The organism is Confluentibacter sediminis (genome assembly GCF_003258355.1).
GTDB classification, from domain to species: Bacteria; Bacteroidota; Bacteroidia; order Flavobacteriales; family Flavobacteriaceae; genus Confluentibacter; species Confluentibacter sediminis.
On record NZ_QKPO01000014.1, the window covers coordinates 52324 to 75325 of the forward strand.

The 23002-nt window shown below is 33.5% G+C and carries 20 protein-coding genes; 8 read left to right on the top strand and 12 right to left on the bottom strand.

Annotated features, from left to right (window positions below; translation table 11 throughout):
• The first annotated feature begins 39 nt into the window (after positions 1-39).
• The gene (locus tag DKT72_RS13105) at positions 40-423 is read left to right on the top strand and encodes a DUF983 domain-containing protein (RefSeq protein WP_111309202.1); all 384 of its coding nucleotides are present in this window, start codon (positions 40-42) and stop codon (positions 421-423) included.
• A 7-nt stretch (positions 424-430) separates the two neighbouring features.
• On the opposite strand, the gene DKT72_RS13110 is transcribed toward DKT72_RS13105, so the two are convergent.
• From DKT72_RS13110 to DKT72_RS13150, 9 genes are all read right to left on the bottom strand, one after another.
• A complete protein-coding gene (locus DKT72_RS13110) occupies positions 431-1477 on the bottom strand; it encodes an NAD(P)/FAD-dependent oxidoreductase (protein ID WP_111309203.1) in 1047 nt (348 codons plus the stop codon).
• A 106-nt stretch (positions 1478-1583) separates the two neighbouring features.
• Complete coding sequence (gene porN, locus DKT72_RS13115) at positions 1584-2474, bottom strand: type IX secretion system ring subunit PorN/GldN (protein ID WP_111309204.1); 891 nt, start codon at positions 2472-2474, stop codon at positions 1584-1586.
• A 53-nt stretch (positions 2475-2527) separates the two neighbouring features.
• Positions 2528-4087, bottom strand: coding sequence for a type IX secretion system motor protein PorM/GldM (gene porM / locus DKT72_RS13120; protein ID WP_111309205.1), 1560 nt, complete (start codon positions 4085-4087; stop codon positions 2528-2530).
• Positions 4088-4137: 50 nt separating this feature from the next.
• The gene (gene porL / locus DKT72_RS13125) at positions 4138-4776 is read right to left on the bottom strand and encodes a type IX secretion system motor protein PorL/GldL (protein ID WP_111309206.1); all 639 of its coding nucleotides are present in this window, start codon (positions 4774-4776) and stop codon (positions 4138-4140) included.
• 77 nt (positions 4777-4853) lie between these two features.
• On the bottom strand, positions 4854-6218 hold the full coding sequence (gene porK / locus DKT72_RS13130; protein ID WP_220628127.1) for a T9SS ring complex lipoprotein PorK/GldK: 1365 nt from the start codon (positions 6216-6218) through the stop codon (positions 4854-4856).
• Positions 6219-6378: 160 nt separating this feature from the next.
• Positions 6379-7545: a formimidoylglutamase gene (locus DKT72_RS13135; protein ID WP_111309208.1), complete on the bottom strand. Its 1167-nt coding sequence runs from the start codon at positions 7543-7545 to the stop codon at positions 6379-6381.
• Positions 7546-7708: 163 nt separating this feature from the next.
• Positions 7709-10198, bottom strand: coding sequence for a type I DNA topoisomerase (gene topA, locus DKT72_RS13140; protein WP_111309209.1), 2490 nt, complete (start codon positions 10196-10198; stop codon positions 7709-7711).
• A gap of 143 nt (positions 10199-10341) precedes the next feature.
• Positions 10342-11109 (bottom strand): hypothetical protein, encoded by a 768-nt coding sequence (locus DKT72_RS13145; protein ID WP_111309210.1) that lies wholly within the window; start codon positions 11107-11109, stop codon positions 10342-10344.
• A 21-nt stretch (positions 11110-11130) separates the two neighbouring features.
• On the bottom strand, positions 11131-11901 hold the full coding sequence (locus DKT72_RS13150) for a hypothetical protein (RefSeq protein WP_111309211.1): 771 nt from the start codon (positions 11899-11901) through the stop codon (positions 11131-11133).
• Positions 11902-12053: 152 nt separating this feature from the next.
• On the opposite strand from DKT72_RS13150, the gene miaB reads away from it, so the two are divergent.
• From miaB to groL, 7 genes are all read left to right on the top strand, one after another.
• Positions 12054-13502, top strand: a complete 1449-nt coding sequence (gene miaB / locus DKT72_RS13155) for a tRNA (N6-isopentenyl adenosine(37)-C2)-methylthiotransferase MiaB (protein WP_111309212.1) — start codon at positions 12054-12056, stop codon at positions 13500-13502.
• Between the two features lie 7 nt (positions 13503-13509).
• Positions 13510-14772, top strand: a complete 1263-nt coding sequence (locus DKT72_RS13160; protein ID WP_111309299.1) for a sigma-54 interaction domain-containing protein — start codon at positions 13510-13512, stop codon at positions 14770-14772.
• A gap of 38 nt (positions 14773-14810) precedes the next feature.
• The gene (locus tag DKT72_RS13165) at positions 14811-15317 is read left to right on the top strand and encodes an LptE family protein (protein WP_111309213.1); all 507 of its coding nucleotides are present in this window, start codon (positions 14811-14813) and stop codon (positions 15315-15317) included.
• Positions 15318-15343: 26 nt separating this feature from the next.
• The gene (locus DKT72_RS13170) at positions 15344-16318 is read left to right on the top strand and encodes a DUF8458 domain-containing protein (RefSeq protein WP_111309214.1); all 975 of its coding nucleotides are present in this window, start codon (positions 15344-15346) and stop codon (positions 16316-16318) included.
• Positions 16319-16320: 2 nt separating this feature from the next.
• Positions 16321-16686 carry a preprotein translocase subunit SecG gene (gene secG / locus DKT72_RS13175; RefSeq protein WP_111309215.1) on the top strand — a complete coding sequence of 122 codons (366 nt, stop codon included), beginning with the start codon at positions 16321-16323 and terminating at the stop codon, positions 16684-16686.
• A 149-nt stretch (positions 16687-16835) separates the two neighbouring features.
• A complete protein-coding gene (locus tag DKT72_RS13180; protein ID WP_111309216.1) occupies positions 16836-17111 on the top strand; it encodes a co-chaperone GroES in 276 nt (91 codons plus the stop codon).
• Between the two features lie 99 nt (positions 17112-17210).
• On the top strand, positions 17211-18842 hold the full coding sequence (gene groL / locus DKT72_RS13185) for a chaperonin GroEL (RefSeq protein WP_111309217.1): 1632 nt from the start codon (positions 17211-17213) through the stop codon (positions 18840-18842).
• A gap of 97 nt (positions 18843-18939) precedes the next feature.
• Here the strand turns inward: groL and DKT72_RS13190 are convergent, their stop codons facing one another.
• The 3 genes from DKT72_RS13190 to DKT72_RS13200 form a co-directional block, all read right to left on the bottom strand.
• The gene (locus tag DKT72_RS13190) at positions 18940-21162 is read right to left on the bottom strand and encodes a S9 family peptidase (RefSeq protein WP_111309218.1); all 2223 of its coding nucleotides are present in this window, start codon (positions 21160-21162) and stop codon (positions 18940-18942) included.
• A 396-nt stretch (positions 21163-21558) separates the two neighbouring features.
• The gene (locus DKT72_RS13195) at positions 21559-22461 is read right to left on the bottom strand and encodes an alpha/beta hydrolase (protein ID WP_111309219.1); all 903 of its coding nucleotides are present in this window, start codon (positions 22459-22461) and stop codon (positions 21559-21561) included.
• Between the two features lie 94 nt (positions 22462-22555).
• Positions 22556-22909 (bottom strand): heavy-metal-associated domain-containing protein, encoded by a 354-nt coding sequence (locus DKT72_RS13200; RefSeq protein ID WP_111309220.1) that lies wholly within the window; start codon positions 22907-22909, stop codon positions 22556-22558.
• Positions 22910-23002: the final 93 nt, after the last annotated feature.

The window sequence follows — 23002 nt, forward strand, 5'->3', positions numbered from 1 at the left end:
TTATTTTTGTTAAGCGATTGCAAAAATACATTAATTTCTATGTTAAAAAAAGGAACTAAACTATATAGTATAATAACTGGTGCTTGTCCAAAATGTCATGGAGAAAGTATGTATGTTAACAAAAATCCTTATGTGCTTTCTGAAGCCTTAACCATGCACGAAACATGTAGCTGTTGTGGGACCAAATATAAAATTGAACCTTCCTTTTTCTATGGTGCTATGTATGTGAGTTATGCAGTAGGCATCGCTTTTGCCGTAGCTGCTTTTGTGATTTCGTTTTATTTCTTAAATGCCTCTATCAATATTGTTTTCGCCTCTATAATAGGTACTTTAATTGTTTTTATGCCTATTATTTTAAGACTGTCTAGAAATATATGGATTAACATGTTTATGGGTTATGATAAATCTCTTGATAAAAAATAACAAATTTTCAACCTTTTTCAAAGCGTTTAGTATCAATGTCGGTTTCTAGGGGCTGATTAAATTCAATAAAATTGAATAGTTGCTCTGCGACATAAGGCCCTATCATAACGCCTCGGGTTCCCAATCCATTAAGCACAAACATCTTTTTATATTTCTTATGTTGACCAACCAAAGGCCGTCTATCTTTTACTGTGGGACGTACACCTGCTACTTGATTTACCACTTCAAAAGAACAGTTTATTATGTTTTTTAGTTTGTTTAAAAGTTCATTTTTGGCTGAATCTGTAATTTGATTGGTTAAATCTTTCCACTCATAAGTTGCCCCAACTATATACAAATTGTTAGCTAAAGGAATTAAAAAAACGGCTGATTTTAAAACATAGTTGATTTTTAAATCTGGTGCATGTATGATTAACAACTCGCCTTTCGCTGGCACTAATGGTAAGTGATTGAAAAAGGGATTTTGTTTAATCCCAAAACCATCTGCAAAAACAATCTGTTTGGCTTGTATATCATTATAATTAACAATTCTTTCATCCATAATCAAATGATTGAAATCAAATGACTCTTCAAAAAGAATTCCTTTATTTAATAGATCTGTTTTATAAGCATCCATTAAGGTTTTCACATCTATTCTTCCTGTACCATTAACTTCTCCAAATCCAAAGGGTGCATCAATATAATTGTTATCATTTCTAATAACTTTTGAATGAAGATATTCTGAAAGCATGGGTTTGTCTGAAGCAGTAAACCAATCATTTTGCTCTTCAAGCGAAGCAAATTTTCTGTAAACAGGAATTTTATAATCCAGCTTTATATCAAATTCCTTTTCTAAATCAGCATACATAGACAAGGCTATTTGTAATTGCTCTTTACATTTCCATACTGGTGTAAACCGCTTTAAAACAACAGGATTATATAATCCCCCTGCAACTGATGATGATTGTTGCGAGTTATTATCAAAAACAATAAATGATTTATGATGTTTTTTTAATTGCTCGCAAAAACTAATGCCAGCGATTCCACAACCTACAATAATATAATCTACTTCCATAATTATGGCGAATATACGTAGAAATTGGATTTTGATTTAGCTAAAATAATAAAACAAAAATGCCCACTAAAAGTGGGCATTTTATACTATTTATAAATTGCAAGACTTAATAAGTCCACATATCCAATTCAAAATCTCTAATTTTATCTTTAATTCTTTCTGATTCTAGCAGTTGCATTAATGCATTTTCTGCTACGTACTCACTAATTTTCCTATCACCTTGCACATTTTCTTCTTTATAAATATAGCCACTAAAACGTCTAGAATTTAAAATGTGATCGAACGAAAATGGCATAGAACTATTAGCATCATTAAATGACTTGGCTTCATGCAAAACTTCTCTTGCATCTGGGAAAAACACCCAAAATAATTCAACTAAATCTACGTTTTCCGTTCCTATAAAATTAACATCTGGAGCAACAGGAGCTATACCTAACAATCTGTATTTTAATTCAGCCTGTCTTTTATCAAAATACCAAAGTCCTTTAATATGATATTCTGTAATATCCGCTGCTGTAATATCTCTTCTATTGATATACTCTGCAGACAATTCTTCACCTGCATTTATTTGCTCAATACCAAGTTCGGTAGTGTCAATTTTAACCAATGCAGCTTCAATATCTTTTAAAGTTCTTTTAGCAGAAAAATAAGAATCGTCGTATATGTTTTTTATGTTCCCGTTTTTAATGTTCTTCATAAGCACATCGTATAATGACCGTCTATTACTACCAATATTATTAGTATCTATTGGATAATATAAAGGGAAATTAACGCGCTCATCAAGAACAATACGCTCCCATGTCATCTTAGAAAAAAGAATATCCCTATCATCAACATAACCATATTCCAATGGTTTGTCATTATCGACTTGCTTTTGCGCCTCTGTTCTTACGCCAATTTGATCTGGACTTTTAGCATTTAATATATTTGCTTGTGCAAATACACCAGACACTGTAAAAACAGTTGTAACGGTTAATAAAAAACTCTTAATTTTCATCTTGTTATATATTTTAATAGGGTTTTAACCAGACGTGCAATATTATATTAATATTAGTTTGTAAGCTCAATCATGACTGGAGACACTTTTTTAAGTATCACACTAACACCACTAGCTTTAGCTTCAATATCAAATATTTGAACATCTTCTCCACGTTTTGCTTTTAATAAAGCTGCTTTAGCTCTACTGTCAAGTTTATTTCCGTTCACATCAATTGTTGGTTGACCAGGCACTTTAAATTTAAATCCAGTAACATTTAATGGTAATTCAAAATCGAAATCATCAAATTTAGCTCCAATTGTCGAAATTGAAAGGGCGTCACGTTGCATTTTTACAGAACCATCTTCACCTCTTACAGTACCTGTTGGTTTTGGTAAATCTTTAATTCTAAATGTTGCTCTGTCACTAACCGATTGACCATCTATTTTACCTGTTACATTAATAGTAACTTCTCTACCTTGTATTTTTGTAGCATCCATAACATATTTGCTACCACTTACCCGGCTTAAACCTTGGGCTGAAGCATTAACATTATTATCGGCAATACCAGCAAATGAAATAGTCATTGGATTTTTAACACCACGGTAAACTACATTCATTTTATCGGCAGAAATAGTGGCCGCATTTGGTTTTGCAACAGTTGCAAAAGATTGAGATACAGGAACTAGTGTTTCTTTACCATCTTCTAAGAAAATTAGATTACCTTCAATCTTATGCTCGCCAACACCACCGGTGCTAATTTTAAGCTTTACTTTTCCATCTTCTATAGCATATTGGTCTTCAGTGAGTTTCCTACCATCTAAGGTCAACTCAACCCTATTCGGTTTTGTTGTTGCATCTTTACGACCTAATACGATTTGTCCATCGAATTGCTCACCATTAAAATAAGCTGATTTAGATGTTTCCAATAAAGTTGTATACTTATTCATAGATACTTCACTAGATAGTGTTCCTTGTAACATTCTAGATAAGACTTCAGATTCTGTTGTTTTAACATCATTCTGCAATGCTGTCAATTTAGTTAATGATGCTACTAAAGGGAATCCTTTATAATGGTAATCTAGCCATTTCATTTTGACACCATCTCTATTTTTCACTTCGTCTGTGGTAAATTTCGTTTTAACTTCTTTTACAATGGGTTCCATTCCAGAAATAGGTGATAGAATATCTGTTACACCAGATCTAAATTTAGCTATTTCGTCTAAAAACTTTTGACCTTCTTCATCTATCTTGTCTCCTTTAAAGAATTGACTATCTAAATAATCGCCTTTATCCATAACCTCATAATCTGTTGGATCATCAACGGTAGCAACCATTTTACTTTTCAGATTCTCGATATAGCTATCTAAATCATCAGCTAAAACGTGAATTTGCGCCGCATCTGCTTTCAACTTTTGATATTTCTCAGGTTGTTCAGATGCTTTTGTTTCTAAACCAGCTATGAAAGAAGCATTTCTTTGCTCTGTAGCTTGGTTTGTTTCGGTTAATTTTTGGTTCATTAATCCGAAGGCTGAAAGCACTTCTTTAGACATATTTAAAGCTAGCATCGCTATAAATATTAAATACATCAGATTAATCATTTTCTGTCTGGGTGATAAATTTCCTCCTGCCATGTTAATTAGGGTTTTGGGTTAATTACTTGATTTGGGCAAAACACCCCTAATTACTTTTTGTTCATGGCAGATAACATACCTCCATATACACCATTCAATGATGATAAGTTTGAAGCTAAAGATTGCATTTGCTCTTTTAATTTAGCTGCATTTTCAACAGATTCCTCGTTTATTGAAGATTGACGACTTGCACTTTCCAATTGAGCTTTATATAAACTATTCAATGATTCCATTTGTGCCGCAGCTAAAGATAATTCCTCACCATATTTTTTTGTTGCAGCTATAGAATCCACAGTTGGTGCCATACTTTTTGCAACGCCTTCAAAGTTTTTAATACTATCACCAAGGCTAGCCATTAATTCACCATCAATTTTAGCATCTCTTAACAAATCATCCAATTTTTTAGACAATAATCCTTGTGGATTTTCATTTTTTTCTTTTTTAGTTGATTCTCCACCTGCTAATTCTGGATATACTAACGACCAATCTAGATCATTATCGACGGGTTCGAATGCTGAAAGCGCGAATATAATGGCCTCAGTTACTAGACCTAAAGTTAACATAAGGTTACCTGTTATAGGTCCAAACTCAATATGAGTAATTTTAAATAGGGCTCCTATAATAACAATTGCTGCTCCTAGTCCGTAAGCCATGTTCATGAACTTTTTACTTGCTTTTGAATTTGCCATAATTTTCGATTTTTAATTTAAGTACATGTACTTAAGTAGGTTAATTAATAGATTTTATTTACTGATTTGATTAATAATTATTTTTTTCCGTTTTTTGTTACTTGAGTCCCCATGTAATCTTGAACGGTTCTAAATCCTATATAACTTCTTGCTGAATCTCCATATTCATAATCTCTTGTACTTACTTCTAAATAGTAAGCAACATCTTTCCAAGAACCTCCTCTAACAACTTTGCGATTATTCTGTTCGTCATTAACACTTGGGTTAATGGTTGAAAAATATTCATAAGAGTTAGGATCGTATGATGCATTTACCCATTCAGAAACATTCCCTGCCATATTATATAAATTATAATCGTTTGGCTCGTAAGATTTAGCTTCTACAGTATATAATGCATCATCTGCAGCATAATCACCTCTAACAGGTTTAAAGTTCGCCATAAAACAACCTCTATCACTTTTTGTATAAGGCCCTCCCCATGGATAGGTTGCAGCTTGTAGTCCTCCTCTAGCGGCATACTCCCATTCTGCTTCAGATGGTAATCTAAAGTTATTAACCATTGCTGCTCCTTTTCTGGATTTTTGATAAGCATTTTTATTTATAGTTCGCCACTCACAAAAAGCTTTGGCTTGTTGCCAAGTAACACCAACTACAGGATAATCGCTATAAGCTTCATGCCAGAAATAATCATTGTGCATGGGTTCATTATATGAGTAAGCAAAATCTCTTATCCATACAGTTGTATCTGGATATATTTCAATTTCTTCTTTTTTAATAACATCTGAACGTTTTACACCTCTATTCCTAGCGGCTTCTTTAATATCCATGTAGTTATATTGAAACTTGAATTTTTTAACATCCCATGTGCGTTGTCCGTTGTAAGACTCTTCGAGTTTTAAATACATGGTATCCATAACCTCGGTGTAATACTCATCTGGATATTCTGCGGTATCAAAAATTAAATCGATATCACGATTTATTTTTCTACCTTCATAACCAGTTGGTCCTAATCCAGTATAGTTTTCAAACATGTATTTTTCATATACAGACATATTGGCGGTATCTACATCTTTAAAAGCAAACTCACCAATACCACCATCTTCAGGAACTTTGCCTACCTCATCTGCAAGCACTGCAAGTTTTAATCTAATGATAGAATCTCTGACCCAGTTAACAAACTGACGATATTCACTGTTTGTTATTTCTGTAGCATCCATATAAAAGGCTCTAACAGTTACTGTTTTTGCAGGCGCATCATTTACACTTGCAAGATCATCGTCTGCTTTTCCCATTATAAAAGCACCTCCCGGTATTAATTCCATACCAAAAGGCTTTTCAGGATGCCATTTTTTCCCTTGCACGCCTACCAGTTCTCCTTTATCTTTAGAGCCACAACTAGTAAGTAATGTCAATACCGTGGTTAATACTATAAACTTCTTCATATCCATAAGAAAACTCGAGGTTAATTATTTAAGCTTCAATTTGAGAGCGTAAACATATTTATATATTTTTTAAAAAACAACTTTTTATCTAAAAAATTTACGTTTCATCGTGAAAAAATGTCTTTTCACCGATTAAATTATCGATTAAGTACATATTCCACTACACACTATTTCTTCGTAAGGCCTTATACCAGCGATTTGGCACCTTATTATTGCAAGCGTCAAGATAATCTTGATGCATGCAAGGTAATAACGTGTGCCTCTTTAATTTATTATTAACTTCTGATAAAAAAGGGATCTCAATCCACCATCTACCTGTTTTATTGCTCTTATAAAATATAAGCTCTTCAGAATCAATCAAGGTTATAAATTTTTGATAGCTATTTTCGTCTAAAAAAATATCATCTTTTACTCTAAAATTCACCCCTTCTATAAAATACCATATTATTTGTGAGATTAGCATAGATGTAATTTCATCATCTTTCGATGGCTTATATTCATATATCCCTATAGAACTCACTTTATTACTTATACCAGCATAACGAGAAATGGCACAAATTTCCTTGCCATCTAAACCATTAGGTGAATACTTTTGGCTTAAGCTTACTTCGGCTCCCTTTACACAACTTAAATCAATGCTAACCATATTGGCATCCCGCATAACGGGTTCTACTATAGTTATATCTTTTGAAACTTGACCTAATCTATAAGATTCAAAATAAAGTTTATCCATTAAATCTATTTCTTCCTGCGAATTGAAATAGGTTTGATAGCCTATATTAGCGTAATTAAACAGGTTATAGGGTTCATCTAAAATAATTTTACCAACAAAACTGTTGTTTTTTATGGGCTTTGTAGAGTCGCCTAAATTAAAGCTACAATCTACATTGACAATATTAACCATAGGTGTAATATCATCATAAGCTCTATAATTAGCATATGTAAGATCTTGAGAACCACCTACTATAATAGGTATAATCTTTTTTTTAATTAAAATTGAAATGATTGTTTTTAATGCGAAATAGGTATCCTCAACACTTTCCCCCTTGTTAATATCTCCTAAATCTGCAATAGTAGTCGTCCAACTTCCTGGGTACAGGGCATATAGGGATTTACGAATTTCATTTAATTTAAACTCTTCACCTAAATAATTAATGTCGTTTCTATTTTCCAAAACGCCAATAACAACAATATTAACGCCATCTAAATCTGGAATTCCTTTTTGTGCAGAATGAATTCTTAGTTTTCTGCCTAGAGCTTGCGGTGATAGTAACTGATTGTGAGCTAAAACTAAATCTGGTACTGGAGCAAGAAAATTAAAATTCATGAATAGTTTTAGATTATTTACTTTCTAGATTTTTGTAATTCACACAAATATCAAAAGAATAAATGATTTATCATCTACCATTATTGTAAAAAAATCGGATAAAACACAATTATTTCGTACTTAAATACTCAAAAAATTTGCTCTTCAATATTTTACAAAGGGTTTACTTCTTTTTAACTGTCTTTTTTTTGGAAGTGGTTTTCTTTTTGGGAGCATTTTTTTCAATAATATCTTTAACTTCTTCCAAAGTTAATTTCACAGCATCAACCGTTTTAGGCAATTCAATTTTAGTTTTCCCTTTTATAATAGTATGTCTTCCCCATCTCGCCTTTTCAACTTTGATACCCTCTTCTTTCCAATCGTGAACAACTTTATCTATTTCCTTTTGAATTTTATCTTCAATTAACTCTTCAATATCTGAATCAGACAGATTATCCCAATCATATTTTTTATTCACATTAATAAACATATTGTTCCATTTAATAAATGGCCCAAAACGCCCTTTACCTTTTTGAACAGGTAATTTTTTGTAGGTATAAATAGGTGCATCGGCTGCTTCCTTTTCTTTTATTAAAACAATAGCATCCTCCAACTCTACACTTAAAGCATCTACACCAGCAGGAAGCGACACAAACTTGTCTCCAAATTTAACATAAGGTCCAAAACGCCCATTATTTACTTCAATCTCTTCTCCTTTATACATCCCTAAATTCTTTGGAAGCTGAAACAAATCCATAGCTTCTTCGTAAGTAATGGTATTTAATTGTTGGTCTGGACTTAAACTAGCAAATTGCGGTTTTTCTTCATCATCTGCTGTTCCAATTTGCACCATAGGCCCAAATTTACCCAAGCGTACACTTACTTGCTTACCTGTTTTTGGATCGGTTCCTAAAATACGCTCTCCAGATTCTCTTTCCGCATTTTCCTGAACATCTTCTACATTAGGATGAAAATCTTTATAAAAATCTTTCATCATCTTCGTCCAATCTTCTTTACCTTCTGCGATATTATCAAAATCCTCTTCAACTTTAGCCGTGAAATTATAATCTAAAATCTGCTCAAAATGATTCACTAAAAAGTCAGTAACAATCATCCCAATATCTGTAGGCACCAATTTGCCCTTATCTGAACCTACTTTTTCTGTAAGCTGCTTTTCTTTTAAACTTTCATTTTTAAGCGTAAGCTGAACATAGTTGCGTTCGGCACCTTCAACCGAACCTTTTTCCACATAATTTCTATTTTGAATAGTAGAAATGGTTGGCGCATATGTTGACGGACGACCAATGCCTAACTCTTCCAATTGCTTAACCAACGACGCTTCTGTATATCTATAGGGGGCTCGTGTGTAACGCTCTGTGGCGGTAATATAATTATTTAGAAGCTTTTCTCCGGTTTTCATAGCTGGCAACATACCTTCTTGCTCAGTATCTTCATCATCAGTACCTTCTAGATAGACTTTCAAAAACCCTTCAAAAGTTATGACTTCACCATTTGCGATAAAGCTTTCTTTATGTGTTGAAGCACTAATCTTTACATTGGTTCTTTCCAATTCGGCTTCACTCATTTGAGAAGCAATGGCTCGTTTCCAAATTAAATCATATAACCTAGCTTGATCTCTATCTATATCTACAGAATGTGTAGCAAAATCTGTTGGACGAATAGCCTCATGCGCTTCTTGGGCTCCTTTGGTTTTTCCTGTGTAATTTCTAGGCTTGCTAAATTTTACACCGTAGGCACTTTCAATTTCGGCTTTAGCTCCATTTCTGGCTTCATCAGATAGATTTACACTATCTGTTCTCATATAAGTTATTAAACCCGCTTCGTAAAGGCGTTGTGCCATGGTCATAGTTTTACTTACTGAAAAATACAATTTACGGGACGCTTCTTGTTGTAACGTAGACGTTGTGAACGGTGCTGCTGGCGATTTTTTAGCCGGCTTTTTCTCTAGTTCGGCAACTTTAAATGATGCAGATTTATTAGATTCCAAAAACTTATAAGCTTCTTCTTTGGTTTCAAATGTTTTTGGCAATTTCGCTTTAAACGTCTTACCTTCTTCATTTGAAAATTCAGCATCAATTCTATAAGATGCTTCAGCTTTAAAGTTTTGAATTTCACGCTCGCGTTCTACAATTAATCGAACGGAAACCGATTGTACACGACCTGCAGATAAACCTCCTTTTACTTTTCTCCATAATACTGGAGATAATTCGTAACCTACAATTCTATCCAACACACGACGTGCTTGTTGTGCATCTACTAAATCATAATCAATACCTCTAGGGTTTTCAATGGCTTTTTGTATGGCAGATTTGGTAATCTCATGAAAAACAATACGTTTTGTCTTGTCTTTATCTAATTTTAAAGTCTCAGCCAAATGCCAAGCAATAGCTTCCCCTTCCCTATCTTCATCACTTGCTAACCAAACCATATCGGCATTTTTAGCTAAATCCTTCAGTTTTTTTACAACGGCTTTTTTATCTTTGGAAACTTCGTATTTTGGTTTAAAATCTCCTTCTACATCCACGCCTAATTCACTGGAAGGAAGATCGGAAATATGCCCGAAACTAGACTCCACTTTAAAATCTTTTCCTAAAAATTTTTCTATTGTTTTCGCTTTCGCTGGTGACTCAACTATTACTAAATTCTTCGCCATACTTAGGTTTTTGAAGCTACAAATGTATATGAAAAAAACTTTAACTTCCTAATTTTATAAAGTAACTCTATTATTTTCAAATGGAAAAAGCCTCTATTTAATACTTAAAATACAGGCTTTTTTTTGAAATATCAATTAAAATTTTACTCTTGAATGGTTCCTATTTCATCAATAATATGTGCTTCATTGAAACCTATAGATTCTTTATAGATAAAATAAAATGGTAGATAAGCAAAAGACGCTGTTATAAAAACCCCAACAAAACACATAATCATCCCAACCATTTGTGCCAATAACCCCGCAACGAACATTAAACCAAAAGTTATAAGCCATTTTTTATTCCCTAACTTAAATCCAACTTTAACAATATCTGAAGCAGTCATCTCTGGATTAAATGCATAAATAACGTTAATAAGCGCTAAAGGAACCATGGCATAAATTATTGGAAAAACACAGAGCATAGTAGCTAACATGCCTATCCCAAAAGTAATGGCAGCAAGTTTTATTGTTTTTCCTAAATATGGTTTTTTAAAGAAATAAAAATAATCATCAGAGGTTGCCTCATTAAAATCTTTAATCCTACAGATTCTAAAAAATGCAGATTTCAATCCAAAACCAATAATCATAGCAAAAAAAACAAATACTAAAATCATTAGATAAAATGGAATCATTAAAGCGACATTAAAATCTCCTCCTGATTCAAAAGATTCAGGACTTGTTAAGCCCATGCCTATTAAAGGCAAGTACATAAGCACGTAAAAAGGAATCATCAAGCCAAATGTTAACAATAGCATCACCAGCCCTTGAACCCAAGTCTTTTTAAATAATTCTATACTTTGACTAAAAATAGTTCCAAAATCCAAATCTTTAGCGTTATCGATTTTGGTTAATAAAACATCACATTTATTCATATTGTATTAAAAAAAGGTTAGTTAAAAATCGTTATGAGTACCAATTTCATCAATAGCATTTGTTGCGTCAAACCCAATAGCATCTTTATAAATTAAAAATGAAGGCAAGTAAATAATGGACATGGTAAAAACAATTCCAATAAGACACCCCAACACCCCTAACATGGCTATTAATCCGGCAACAAACATAGTCCCGAAAGTTATTAGCCATTTCTTGTTCCCTAAAGCAAAACTAGCTTTCACGATTTCCATCTCACTTAAATTCGGATTATTAGCCAATATAACAGCAAAATATGATAATGGCACAAATACATATATATAAGGAATAAAACATAAAAATTGAGCAACAGTCGCTATACCAGTATAAATAATTCCTAGCATAAATACTTTAGTAAAATACTCTTTCTTAAAAAAATAAAAATAATCTTCAGGTTCATTCTCACCTAAAACAATTTGCTTACAAATTCTATAAAATGCTGCAACAAATGCCAGATTTAATGTAGCTACAAGCATGTTTTGAGGAATTCCATAAATGGCACTTGAAGAATAAAACCTAGCTACAGCTTTAAAATCAAAACCTTCATTAAAAATATCTTGATTTAAAACAGGAGCTAAACCAATTAAACTAAACAAAAAGCTTATACAAATCACTGAAATTAAAACAAATAGCACCACAACCAAACCTTTTAACCAAACTTTTTTAAACAATTCAATCGAGTCACTAATAATATTTCCATAGTCTAATTCCTTAGCGTTATTTATTTTGTATAATAAATTATCTAGTGTATTCATTTTGTATTTAATTATAATCAACCCCAAAGTAAATGCTTTTCTTAAAATATTTAACAAAAAATTATCTCATTTTAAAATATGACAGTTTGTCATAAAACCTAAATAAGTTGTATCTTTGCACACTTATTGACTGCGAACCCTTTCAGTAAATTATGGAAAAAATAATAGACGAAAACAAACAAGGAGACACTCTTATTTTAGAGCCACAAGAAGGTAACAACCGTAAGCTTTTTATTGAAAGTTATGGCTGTGCCATGAATTTTAGTGATAGTGAAATTGTTGCTTCTATTTTAGCTACCGCTGGTTTTAACACCACACAAAACCTTGAAGATGCCGATTTGGTTTTAGTAAACACTTGTTCTATTAGAGATAAAGCAGAACAAACCGTGCGTAAACGTTTAGAAAAATACAATGCTGTAAAACGAGACATTAATCCAAAAATGAAAGTAGGCGTATTAGGTTGCATGGCCGAACGACTTAAAACAAAATTTCTTGAAGAAGAAAAAATAGTCGATTTAGTGGTTGGCCCCGATGCTTATAAAGATTTACCTAATTTGTTAGCCGAAGTCGACGAAGGTAGAGACGCTATTAATGTCATACTTTCTAAAGAAGAAACCTATGGCGATATTTCTCCGGTACGTTTAAATAGTAACGGCGTTACCGCATTTGTCTCCATAACTCGTGGCTGCGATAATATGTGTACGTTTTGTGTTGTACCTTTTACTAGAGGTCGGGAACGCAGTAGAGATCCGCAAAGTATTATTGAAGAAATTAACAATTTGTGGAACAGAGGTTTTAAAGAAATTACCTTGCTGGGGCAAAATGTAGACAGTTACCTTTGGTATGGTGGCGGGTTAAAAAAGGATTTTGAAAAAGCTTCGGATTTTGAAAAAGCAACGGCTGTAACTTTTTCAAATTTATTAGAGCTTTGTGCTAAGACACAACCTAAAATGCGTATCCGTTTTTCCACTTCAAACCCTCAAGATTTAACGCTTGATGTTGTTGAAACCATGGCTAAGTACCATAACATTTGCAATCACATCCATCTACCTGTACAAAGTGGTAGTAATCGCATTTTAAAAGAAATGAATCGTTTGCATACGCGTGAAGAATATATGGCATTGATAGACAACATCCGTCGAATCATTCCTAATTGTGCCATAAGCCAAGATATGATTGTTGGTTTTCCAACCGAAACGGAAGCAGATTTTCAAGACACCGTATCCTTAATGGACTATGTGAAATATAATTTTGGATATATGTTTACCTATTCTGAACGCCCTGGAACTATGGCACAACGTAAAATGGTAGATGATGTCCCTGAAGAAGTAAAAAAAAGACGCTTACAAGATATTGTAGACTTGCAACGCGAACATAGTGAGATTAGAACTAAAGAGCATTTAAATACTATTGTTGAAGTTTTAGTTGAAAAAGAATCAAAAAAATCCAACACCCAGTGGTCTGGAAGAACACCTCAAAACATTGTGGCTGTTTTTCCTAAAGAGCATTATAAAGTAGGTGATTTTGTAAACGTAAAAGTAACCGATTGCACGAGTGCGACTTTAATTGGAGATGCAGTTGGTTATTCTGAAAACAATTAATTTAAAAATGGAATCAGTACAAGCTATAAAACAACGTTTTGGTATTATTGGCAACAGTGCTACCTTAAACCGTGCTATTGAAAAAGCCATACAAGTAGCACCTACAGATATTTCTGTTTTGGTAACCGGAGAAAGTGGTGTTGGAAAAGAAAGTATTCCAAAAATCATCCATCAATTATCTCACAGAAAACATAATAAATATATTGCCGTAAACTGCGGAGCTATACCAGAAGGCACGATTGATAGTGAGCTTTTTGGACACGAAAAAGGTTCCTTTACAGGAGCCACCCAAACCCGAGAAGGGTATTTTGAAGTTGCTGATGGCGGTACTATTTTTTTAGATGAAGTTGGTGAATTACCACTAACCACACAGGTACGCTTATTACGTGTTTTGGAAAATGGCGAGTTTTTAAAGGTAGGTTCCAGTAAAGTGCAAAAAACCAATGTCCGCATTGTGGCCGCCACGAATGCCAACATGTTTCAATCTATTGAAAAAGGCTCTTTTAGAGAAGACTTATACTATCGCTTAAGCACCGTTGATATCCATTTACCTCCTCTGCGAGAACGCCAAGAAGATATTCATTTATTATTCCGAAAATTTGCTAGCGATTTTGCTATTAAATATAAAATGCCCACTGTTAAATTAACAGATGCTGCTATTGAAATTCTTTTAAAACACCGTTGGAGCGGAAATATTCGTCAGTTAAGAAATATAGCGGAACAAGTTTCCGTTTTAGAAGAAAACAGAACAATTTCTGCGGAAACCTTAAAAGGTTATTTGCCAACTGCTGGAAGCAATTTACCCGCAGTAATAAAAACATCAAAATCAGAAAGTGATTTCAGTAGTGAAAGAGAGATTTTGTACAAAGTGTTATTCGACATGAAAAGTGATTTAAACGATTTAAAAAAACTCACTTTAGAACTCATGAAAAATGGAAACACCAAAGATGTTGAGAAAAACAATGAAAGTTTAATTCAAAAAATTTATGGCAATAATGAAGAAGAAGATTATGAAGAAGCCATAGATGATTCTGAGGTTTTATCTATCCCAGAACAGGCAAATATAACTTCTGAGATTTCCAATAAACCAGACAAATATCATTTTGCTGAAGAAATTGAAGAAGAAGAAACCTTATCGCTTCATGATAAAGAATTGGAATTAATAAAAAAATCGCTTGAACGTCACGACGGAAAGCGTAAATTAGCAGCTGCAGAGCTTGGTATTAGCGAACGAACCTTGTATAGAAAGATTAAACAATATGATTTGTAATTTTAAGTTTTATTAAGACAAATCATCATCATACTTATATGAAACCATTCAAATATATTTTACTACTAATAATAGCTTCAAGTACTGTAAGCTGTGGGTTCTATTCTTTTACTGGAGCTTCTATATCTGCTAAAACCAAAACATTTCAAGTCAATCGTTTTGAAAACAATTCGCTATTGGTAGAGCCTGGACTAGAAGTAGATTTTAGAAATGCACTTATTAATCTATTGGAAAACCAAACCAATTTAACCAATGTAAATTCCAATGGTGATATTGTTTACGAAGGAGAAATAACAGAATATAGAATTTCGCCCACTACGGCTACCGCTCAACAAACGGCTGCCCAAAATAGATTAACTATTACCGTAAAAGTTCATTTTTACGATAAAAATGACGCCGAAGCCGAGTTTGAAACCCCATTTTCTTTTTTTTATGACTATGCGGGGAGTGACCAATTAGTAGGTAGCCAAAAATCCACGGCCATAGATGAAATTTTTGAACGTATTACTCAAGATGTATTTAATGCATCTTTAGCCAAATGGTAGCTAAAAACATTGAATTTAAGTAATTTTTGAACAAACAAGAGCTAACATATTTATTATCAAATCCAGCTAATATTACTGGATACCAAACGGATGCCATACATTCATTTATTGAAGCATATCCTTATTTTCAATCGGCAAGAGCCTTATATTTAAAAGGCTTAAAAAATCAAGAAAGTTTTAAATACAATCAAGAACTTAAAACAACAGCAGCCTACACCACAGATAGAAGTATCTTATTTGACTTTATAACTTCCGAAGCGTTTATCCAAAACGAAATATCGCAAGTCATCAAACAAAATGACGAACACCTAAAAAAAATAGAAGTATCTATGGAAGATATTTCAATAAATAAACGTGTTACTATTGATGATAAATTAAAACAACAAATTATAGACACTACGGGTGTATTGGACCCCACATTATTTGAGCCTAAAGAACAACGTATTAAAAAAACCATACCTTTTACTTTAGATACTTCCCAAGCCATTGAAGATACTACAGAAGATGCTGAACCTTCTGATATTTCTGCAAGCGATATTTTAAAACTAGGAAAACCTTTAGAGTTTGATAAAACCGAATCCCATTCGTTTACAGAGTGGCTTAAGCTAGCCAGCTTTAAACCAATAAAAAGAAATATTGAAATTAAAGTTGAAAAGCCTCAAACAGAAAGCAATGAACCTGAAATTTCAAATGAAATAAAAACTGAAGAAGATTTCGAAAAGGCTAAAAAGTTTCAGCTAATTGATAAATTTATTTCACAGAACCCAAAAATAGATCCTAGAACACCTGCCAATCTTAAACTCAATCTGGCAAAATTACAGAATATCCAACCAGAAGAGTTAATGACAGAGACTTTGGCCCGTATTTATGTGGAACAAAAAAACTATTCAAAAGCAATTCAATCTTATAAAATTTTAAGTTTGAAATATCCAGAAAAAAGTAGTTTCTTTGCAATCCAAATTAAAGCAGTAGAAGAATTACAAGAACAAAATAATAAGTAATAATGAGCACATTTTCAATATTTTTAGTCCTAATTGTTATCGTAGCATTTTTATTAATAGTTGTAATAATGGTACAGAACCCTAAAGGTGGCGGGTTATCATCATCTTTTGGCGGTGGCGGTACTCAACAATTAGGAGGTGTAAAAAAAACGACAGACTTTTTAGACAAAAGTACCTGGACATTAGCAACCATTTTATTGGTATTAATCTTAATATCCAATGTGGCCATCAACAGAGGCGTTCAAAGTGTCGATTCTAAAGCTTTAGATACCGATACAACAGCACAACCTTTGGAGCAAACATCTCCAGTTCAACAGCCTTTACCAAACACAACAAATAGCGAACCAACAACGACTCCATCAAATTAGTTATAGGTTTCTTTAAAATAAATAAAAATGCCAACTTAAGGGTTGGCATTTTTATTTCTGCAAGTTTGTCAGTTTATAGCTATTGGCACACTTTTAGACTATTTAACAACATTAAATAATAACTTAAATAATTTAAAACGTATAATCATATGGGATTAAACATTAAACCATTAGCAGATAGAGTTCTTATAGAACCTGCTGCCGCTGAAACCAAAACAGCTTCAGGAATTATCATTCCAGATAACGCTAAAGAAAAACCACAAAAAGGAACTGTAGTAGCTACTGGAAAAGGCACAAAAGATGAGCCTATTACTGTTAAAGTTGGCGACACCGTGCTTTATGGAAAATATGCTGGTACAGAACTTAAATTAGAAGGCAAAGACTATTTAATTATGCGCGAAAGCGACATATTTGCAATTATTTAATAAGAGCTGTCTTGCCGCACTTGATGTGGAATTCACAAAAAAACAAACTATAATTTAAATAGATTCCTGTATTCGTAGGAATGACAAAAACTAAAAAATATGGCAAAAGATATAAGATTTGATATTGATGCTCGCGATGGTTTAAAACGCGGTGTAGATGCATTAGCCAATGCAGTAAAAGTAACATTAGGTCCAAAAGGACGTAATGTCATTATTAGCAAAAGTTTCGGTGCGCCTCAAGTAACCAAAGATGGTGTTACTGTAGCAAAAGAAATTGAATTACAAGATCCTCTTGAAAATATGGGGGCTCAAATGGTTAAAGAAGTGGCTTCTAAAACCAATGATTTAGCTGGTGATGGTACTACAACTGCTACCGTTTTAGCACAAGCTATTGTAAAAGAAGGTTTGAAAAACGTTGCTGCCGGCGCAAATCCTATGGACTTAAAACGCGGTATCGACAAAGCTGTTAAAGCTATTATTGAAGATTTAGAAAAACAAGCTAAAAAAGTTGGTAACTCATCTGAAATGATTAAACAAGTAGCTTCTATTTCTGCTAACAATGATGATACTATTGGTGAGTTGATTGCTACTGCTTTCGGCAAAGTTGGCAAAGAAGGTGTTATTACTGTTGAAGAAGCTAAAGGCATGGAAACCTATGTGGACGTTGTTGAAGGTATGCAGTTTGACAGAGGGTATTTATCACCTTACTTTGTAACAGATGCCGATAAAATGATTGTCGATTTAGATAATCCATATATTTTATTATTCGACAAAAAGATTTCTAACTTACAAGAAATCCTTCCTATCCTTGAACCAGTAGCACAATCTGGTCGCCCATTATTAATTGTTGCTGAAGATGTTGACGGACAAGCACTTGCTACGTTAGTAGTAAACAAATTACGTGGTGGATTAAAAATTGCTGCTGTAAAAGCTCCAGGATTTGGTGACAGACGTAAAGCTATGCTTGAAGATATTGCTACTTTAACTGGAGGAACCGTTATTTCTGAAGAAAGAGGCTTTACTTTAGAAAATGCTGACTTAAGTATGCTTGGTACTGCTGAAACTGTAACCATTGACAAAGACAACACAACCATTGTGAATGGTTCTGGTAACGCTGAAGATATTAAAGCACGAGTAAACCAAATTAAATCTCAAATTGAAACAACTACTAGCGATTACGATAAAGAAAAATTACAAGAGCGTTTAGCGAAATTAGCTGGTGGTGTTGCTGTGCTTTATGTAGGTGCTGCTAGTGAAGTAGAAATGAAAGAGAAAAAAGACCGTGTAGATGATGCTTTACATGCTACCAGAGCTGCCGTTGAAGAAGGCATTGTTGCTGGTGGTGGTGTTGCTTTAGTAAGAGCAAAATCAGTTTTAGAAAAAATAACTACAGAAAACCTTGACGAAACAACTGGTATTCAAATTGTAGCTCGTGCTATTGAAGCACCACTTCGTACCATAGTTGCTAATGCAGGTGGTGAAGGCAGTGTTGTAGTAGCTAAAGTTATGGAAGGCAAAGCTGCTTTTGGTTACGATGCTAAGACTGAAACCTATGTAGATATGTTGAAAGCTGGTATTATTGATCCTAAAAAGGTAACTCGCATTGCTTTAGAAAATGCTGCTTCTGTTGCTGGTATGATATTAACTACCGAGTGTGCTTTAATTGATATTAAAGAAGATGCTCCAGCGATGCCAGGCGGTATGGGTGGTGGTATGCCAGGTATGATGTAATCAAGAACCTCGACATACAAATATTAAAAAACGCTTCAATTTATTTTGAAGCGTTTTTTTTGGATCTTACAATAAGCATTTTATATATAAAATGGTTTTATCTTCCTCCTGGAGGGCAATTTGCCTTTAAATAATTAGTATATAAAGCCCTTAAATGTTCCGTAGTACCTTCGCCTTCATAAATACTATGGGTACGATTTGGATACGCCATAAACTGAAACTGTTTGTTGTATTTTACCAACTCGTTAATTAACATTTCGGCATTTTGGTAATGTACGTTGTCATCGCCTGTGCCGTGAATATATAATAAATTACCTTCCAAACCTTTAGCATAGGTTATTGGAGAACCTTTAACAAAATCTTCCCTATTTTCTTGTGGCAAGCCCATATAACGTTCTTGATAAATATTATCATAGGTTAATTGATTGGCTACAGCGGCAATAGCGATACCTGTTTTATAAATTTCCGGATACCTAAACATTAAATTTAAAGTTGTAGAACCTCCACCACTCCAACCCCAAACGGCTATTCTTTCTGGATCGACAAAATCCCATTTTAAAATTTCTTTGGCCGCCATAGCTTGGTCATGAATGTTAATTTGCCCTATGTTTCTATAAATAGATTTACGCCATTCGCGTCCTTTTGGTGCAGGCGTTCCTCTACTGTCTAAAGAGATGTAGATATAGCCATCTTCTGCCATATCACCTTTGTAAAGTCGATTGCTCCCTATATCATAATTATCTTTCACAGTCGCGCTAGCTGGCTCGGTATATACATAAAATACTACTGGATATTTTTTAGCTGGATCAAAATCTGTTGGCTTTACCATCCATCCGTCCATTTCAACACCATCAGCAGTGGTTACTTTTATAAATTCTTCTTTAGGTGCTTCTTCTAATTTAGCGATATTGGTTTCAATACTAGCTTCTATATTAACTGGTTTTTGATCTTTAAATGATATTAATTCACTTGCAGGTCTTGTATAATGATTTGAAAACGAATGAATAGCATAGGCTCCCGTAGGCGACACATCATAACTATGAGTTCCTTTTAAAGATTTTGGGCTCACCAATTCTAATTTACCTTTACCATTAAGCTTGGTTTTATAAAGATAGCTCTGCGTCGCATTATCTGGTGATGCCATAAAATATACATTCCCATTCTTGATATCAATATATTCCAAATCGATAAAATCATAGTCTCCTTGAGTGATTAGGTTTTCCTTTTTCCCTTCTAAAGACACATTATATAAATGTCTCCACCCATCTTTCTCTGAAGCCCATAAAATATTTTTACCATTGTTGTACCAAATAAAGTTATTTGTAAAGTCAATAGTATAAGGGTTTCCTGCTTGGTAAATATCTACCCAAGCCTTATCAGACTCTTCATAGACAACTTTTGAATCGCCAGTTTTAGAATCGGACATAAAAAGTTTATTCTCATTTTGCTTTCTATTCAATTGCTGAATCAATAATTTCTCAGTTGAGGGCACAAATTCCATGCGAACAATATAATGTTGGCGTGGATCGCCTGGAATATCTATCCACTTTGTTTTAGCATCGTCAATAGATACGACGCCTACCCTACAAGAGGATGGTGTTTCACCAACTTTAGGATATTCAATGGGAATAGGTTTTGAATAAATAGAATCTGTATTATTAATCATGTAAAACTTCTTAATATCACTCGCATCAATCTGCCAATAGGCAATGGATTTACTGTCTGGACTCCATCGAAATCCATCTCTACATGCAAATTCTTCTTCATAAGCCCAGTCAAACGTTCCATCAATTAAGGTCGTAGAACCATCTGTTGTCAATGCTTTTATCTTTGAAGTACTTAAATCTTCAACATAAACATTATTACCACTTACATAAGCCACAGATTTTCCGTCAGGAGATATTTTAGCAAACATAAGCGAGGATTCTGGCAGGATTTTACCAATTTGTTGCAACTTCCCTGTTTCAAAATTCAAAATCCAATAATCCCCTTTCGTGTTAATTCGCCATACCCGTTTGGTATTGGTAAGTAATAACACTTTTTTTTCGTCATCTGAGATATTAAAATAACTTACTGCAAGTGGTTTTTCACTTCCTTCGGGAGTTAATTGTTCTTTCGATATTAAAACTTTAGAGTCATTTGATGGTAAAGAGTAAAGAACAATATTATTATTTTCTATACGGTAATACGAATTGCCATCATTAGACCATTTAAATCCACCTTGCGAAAATGCCTGAAGGGATATTAAAACAAAAAAGAGAAGAGTAAAAAAGATGTTTAGCTTCAACTTAATATTAGAAGCTATTTTAAATAAACACATATCAATATATTTTAATTGTAAAAAATTCAATCTTTCATTGTGAAAGCGCTCGAATTTAATATTTTATTTCTACTTCAAGGTTATTTTAATTAGGCTTTAACAATAATATATTACAGGTATTATTTAAACCAACAACATAGATACATATAAGGGCCTTCAATTATTTTTATTTAAATCAGAACCTTAAATTCTTGATTATTTCATCTATTCGTATGGGTTTTTCTTGTTCTGGTATTCTTTCAGAAAATTCTTTTTCAACTATCTCTTAAATTGTTAAGTCTATATCTTTATACAAACAATATCCGATAATAGTAATAGTATGGAATAAGTGCTTTGTCATCACCATGTCTACTTTCAATGATTTTTCACAAAATCATTAATAAAACCAAAACATTATCATTTCTTTTCAGCTTCATTCAAAAAGAAATCACCCATCTTTTTAAAAGTGTCTTCATTGAATGTAACGGGACCATGTTGCCCTTCTGGTACAGAAATAAATTCAGCCAATAATCCCTTGTCTTTTAATGCATCAGAGAAAAATACGCTTTGGCAATGTGATACTACATTATCAGCTTCCCCATGAATTACCAAAAACCGAGGGTCATTGCTGTCAATAAATGTCATAGGACTAATGAGTGCCAACATATCTAAATTGTCTGCGGGATTCCCTTTAATTAAAGCAGCTTCAGGAGATTTGTCATCTTTGGTGGTTGCACAGTTTTCCATACGTGTAAAATCGATGGGGCCAAACCAATCAACCACAGCATCCACTTTACTGCTTACATGGGTGTAGTCTCCTAAATTGCCTTCGATATCAACTGTTTTATCTCCAACTGTAAATGTTTTAACCCCATTGGTGGTTCCTGCTAACGATGCCAAATGACCACCTGAAGAAAATCCGGTGATACCAATAAAAGACGCATCGATATGATATTTATCAGCATGGGCTCTTACATAACGAATGGCAGCCTTCACGTCATTAATTTGAGCAGGATACATAGCATCTCCACTCGATCTGTGATTAATCGAAATAACTGCAAAACCGCTATCAAGCAACGGTTTCCCCAAGGCTTGAAAGCCGGCTTGTTTCATATTATTAGCATACCATGCACTACCATAAATAACAATAATCGCTTTGTATGTAGGCTTCTCCATATTAGGCAAGTGAATATCAAGCTTATGGTAGACATTATCATCATGGGCATAATTTAAATCGAGCCATTCTTTACCGGCATTTTGTCCAAAACTGTTCATAAAAGAACAAGTAGAAATAAGGATTGTTAAAATAGATTTTTTCATGGTTTTAGGTTTGTTGGATTTTTACTGGAAACGAAGTTAATCAATTTTGTTCATAAAAAAAGCCCAAACTGGTTAGTTTGGACTTTTAAGATTATTAGTCCTTATGGGCATCAACGACCGATGCATCCCTATAACGACAACATTCACTTATACTATTATAAACCTCATCTTTCGCTTTTAGGTTCTTTGTATCATGCCCCACAGCAACAATATTCTTTTCAATGTCTTTTAAATTGGTTTTGCTGTCATCATAAATCAATTTTAATTCATGTGTTTGCACATTCCAAATAGCGCTTTTTACGCCTTTCGTTTTTATTCCAGCTTTCTCTATCCTGGCTTTGCACATTAAACATACACCATCAACTTCTATGGAAGCTTTTGCATTCTTGTTTTGTGCGTATGTTGCGACTCCTATTAGCATGACTGCTATTAATATTAGTTTTTTCATTTTTTCTATTTTTCATTTTTATCCTCCTCATAAGAGAGAGAATCTGTTTATAATTAAGTTTTTTATTCATTCAGATTCCTGCCTTTGCAAAAA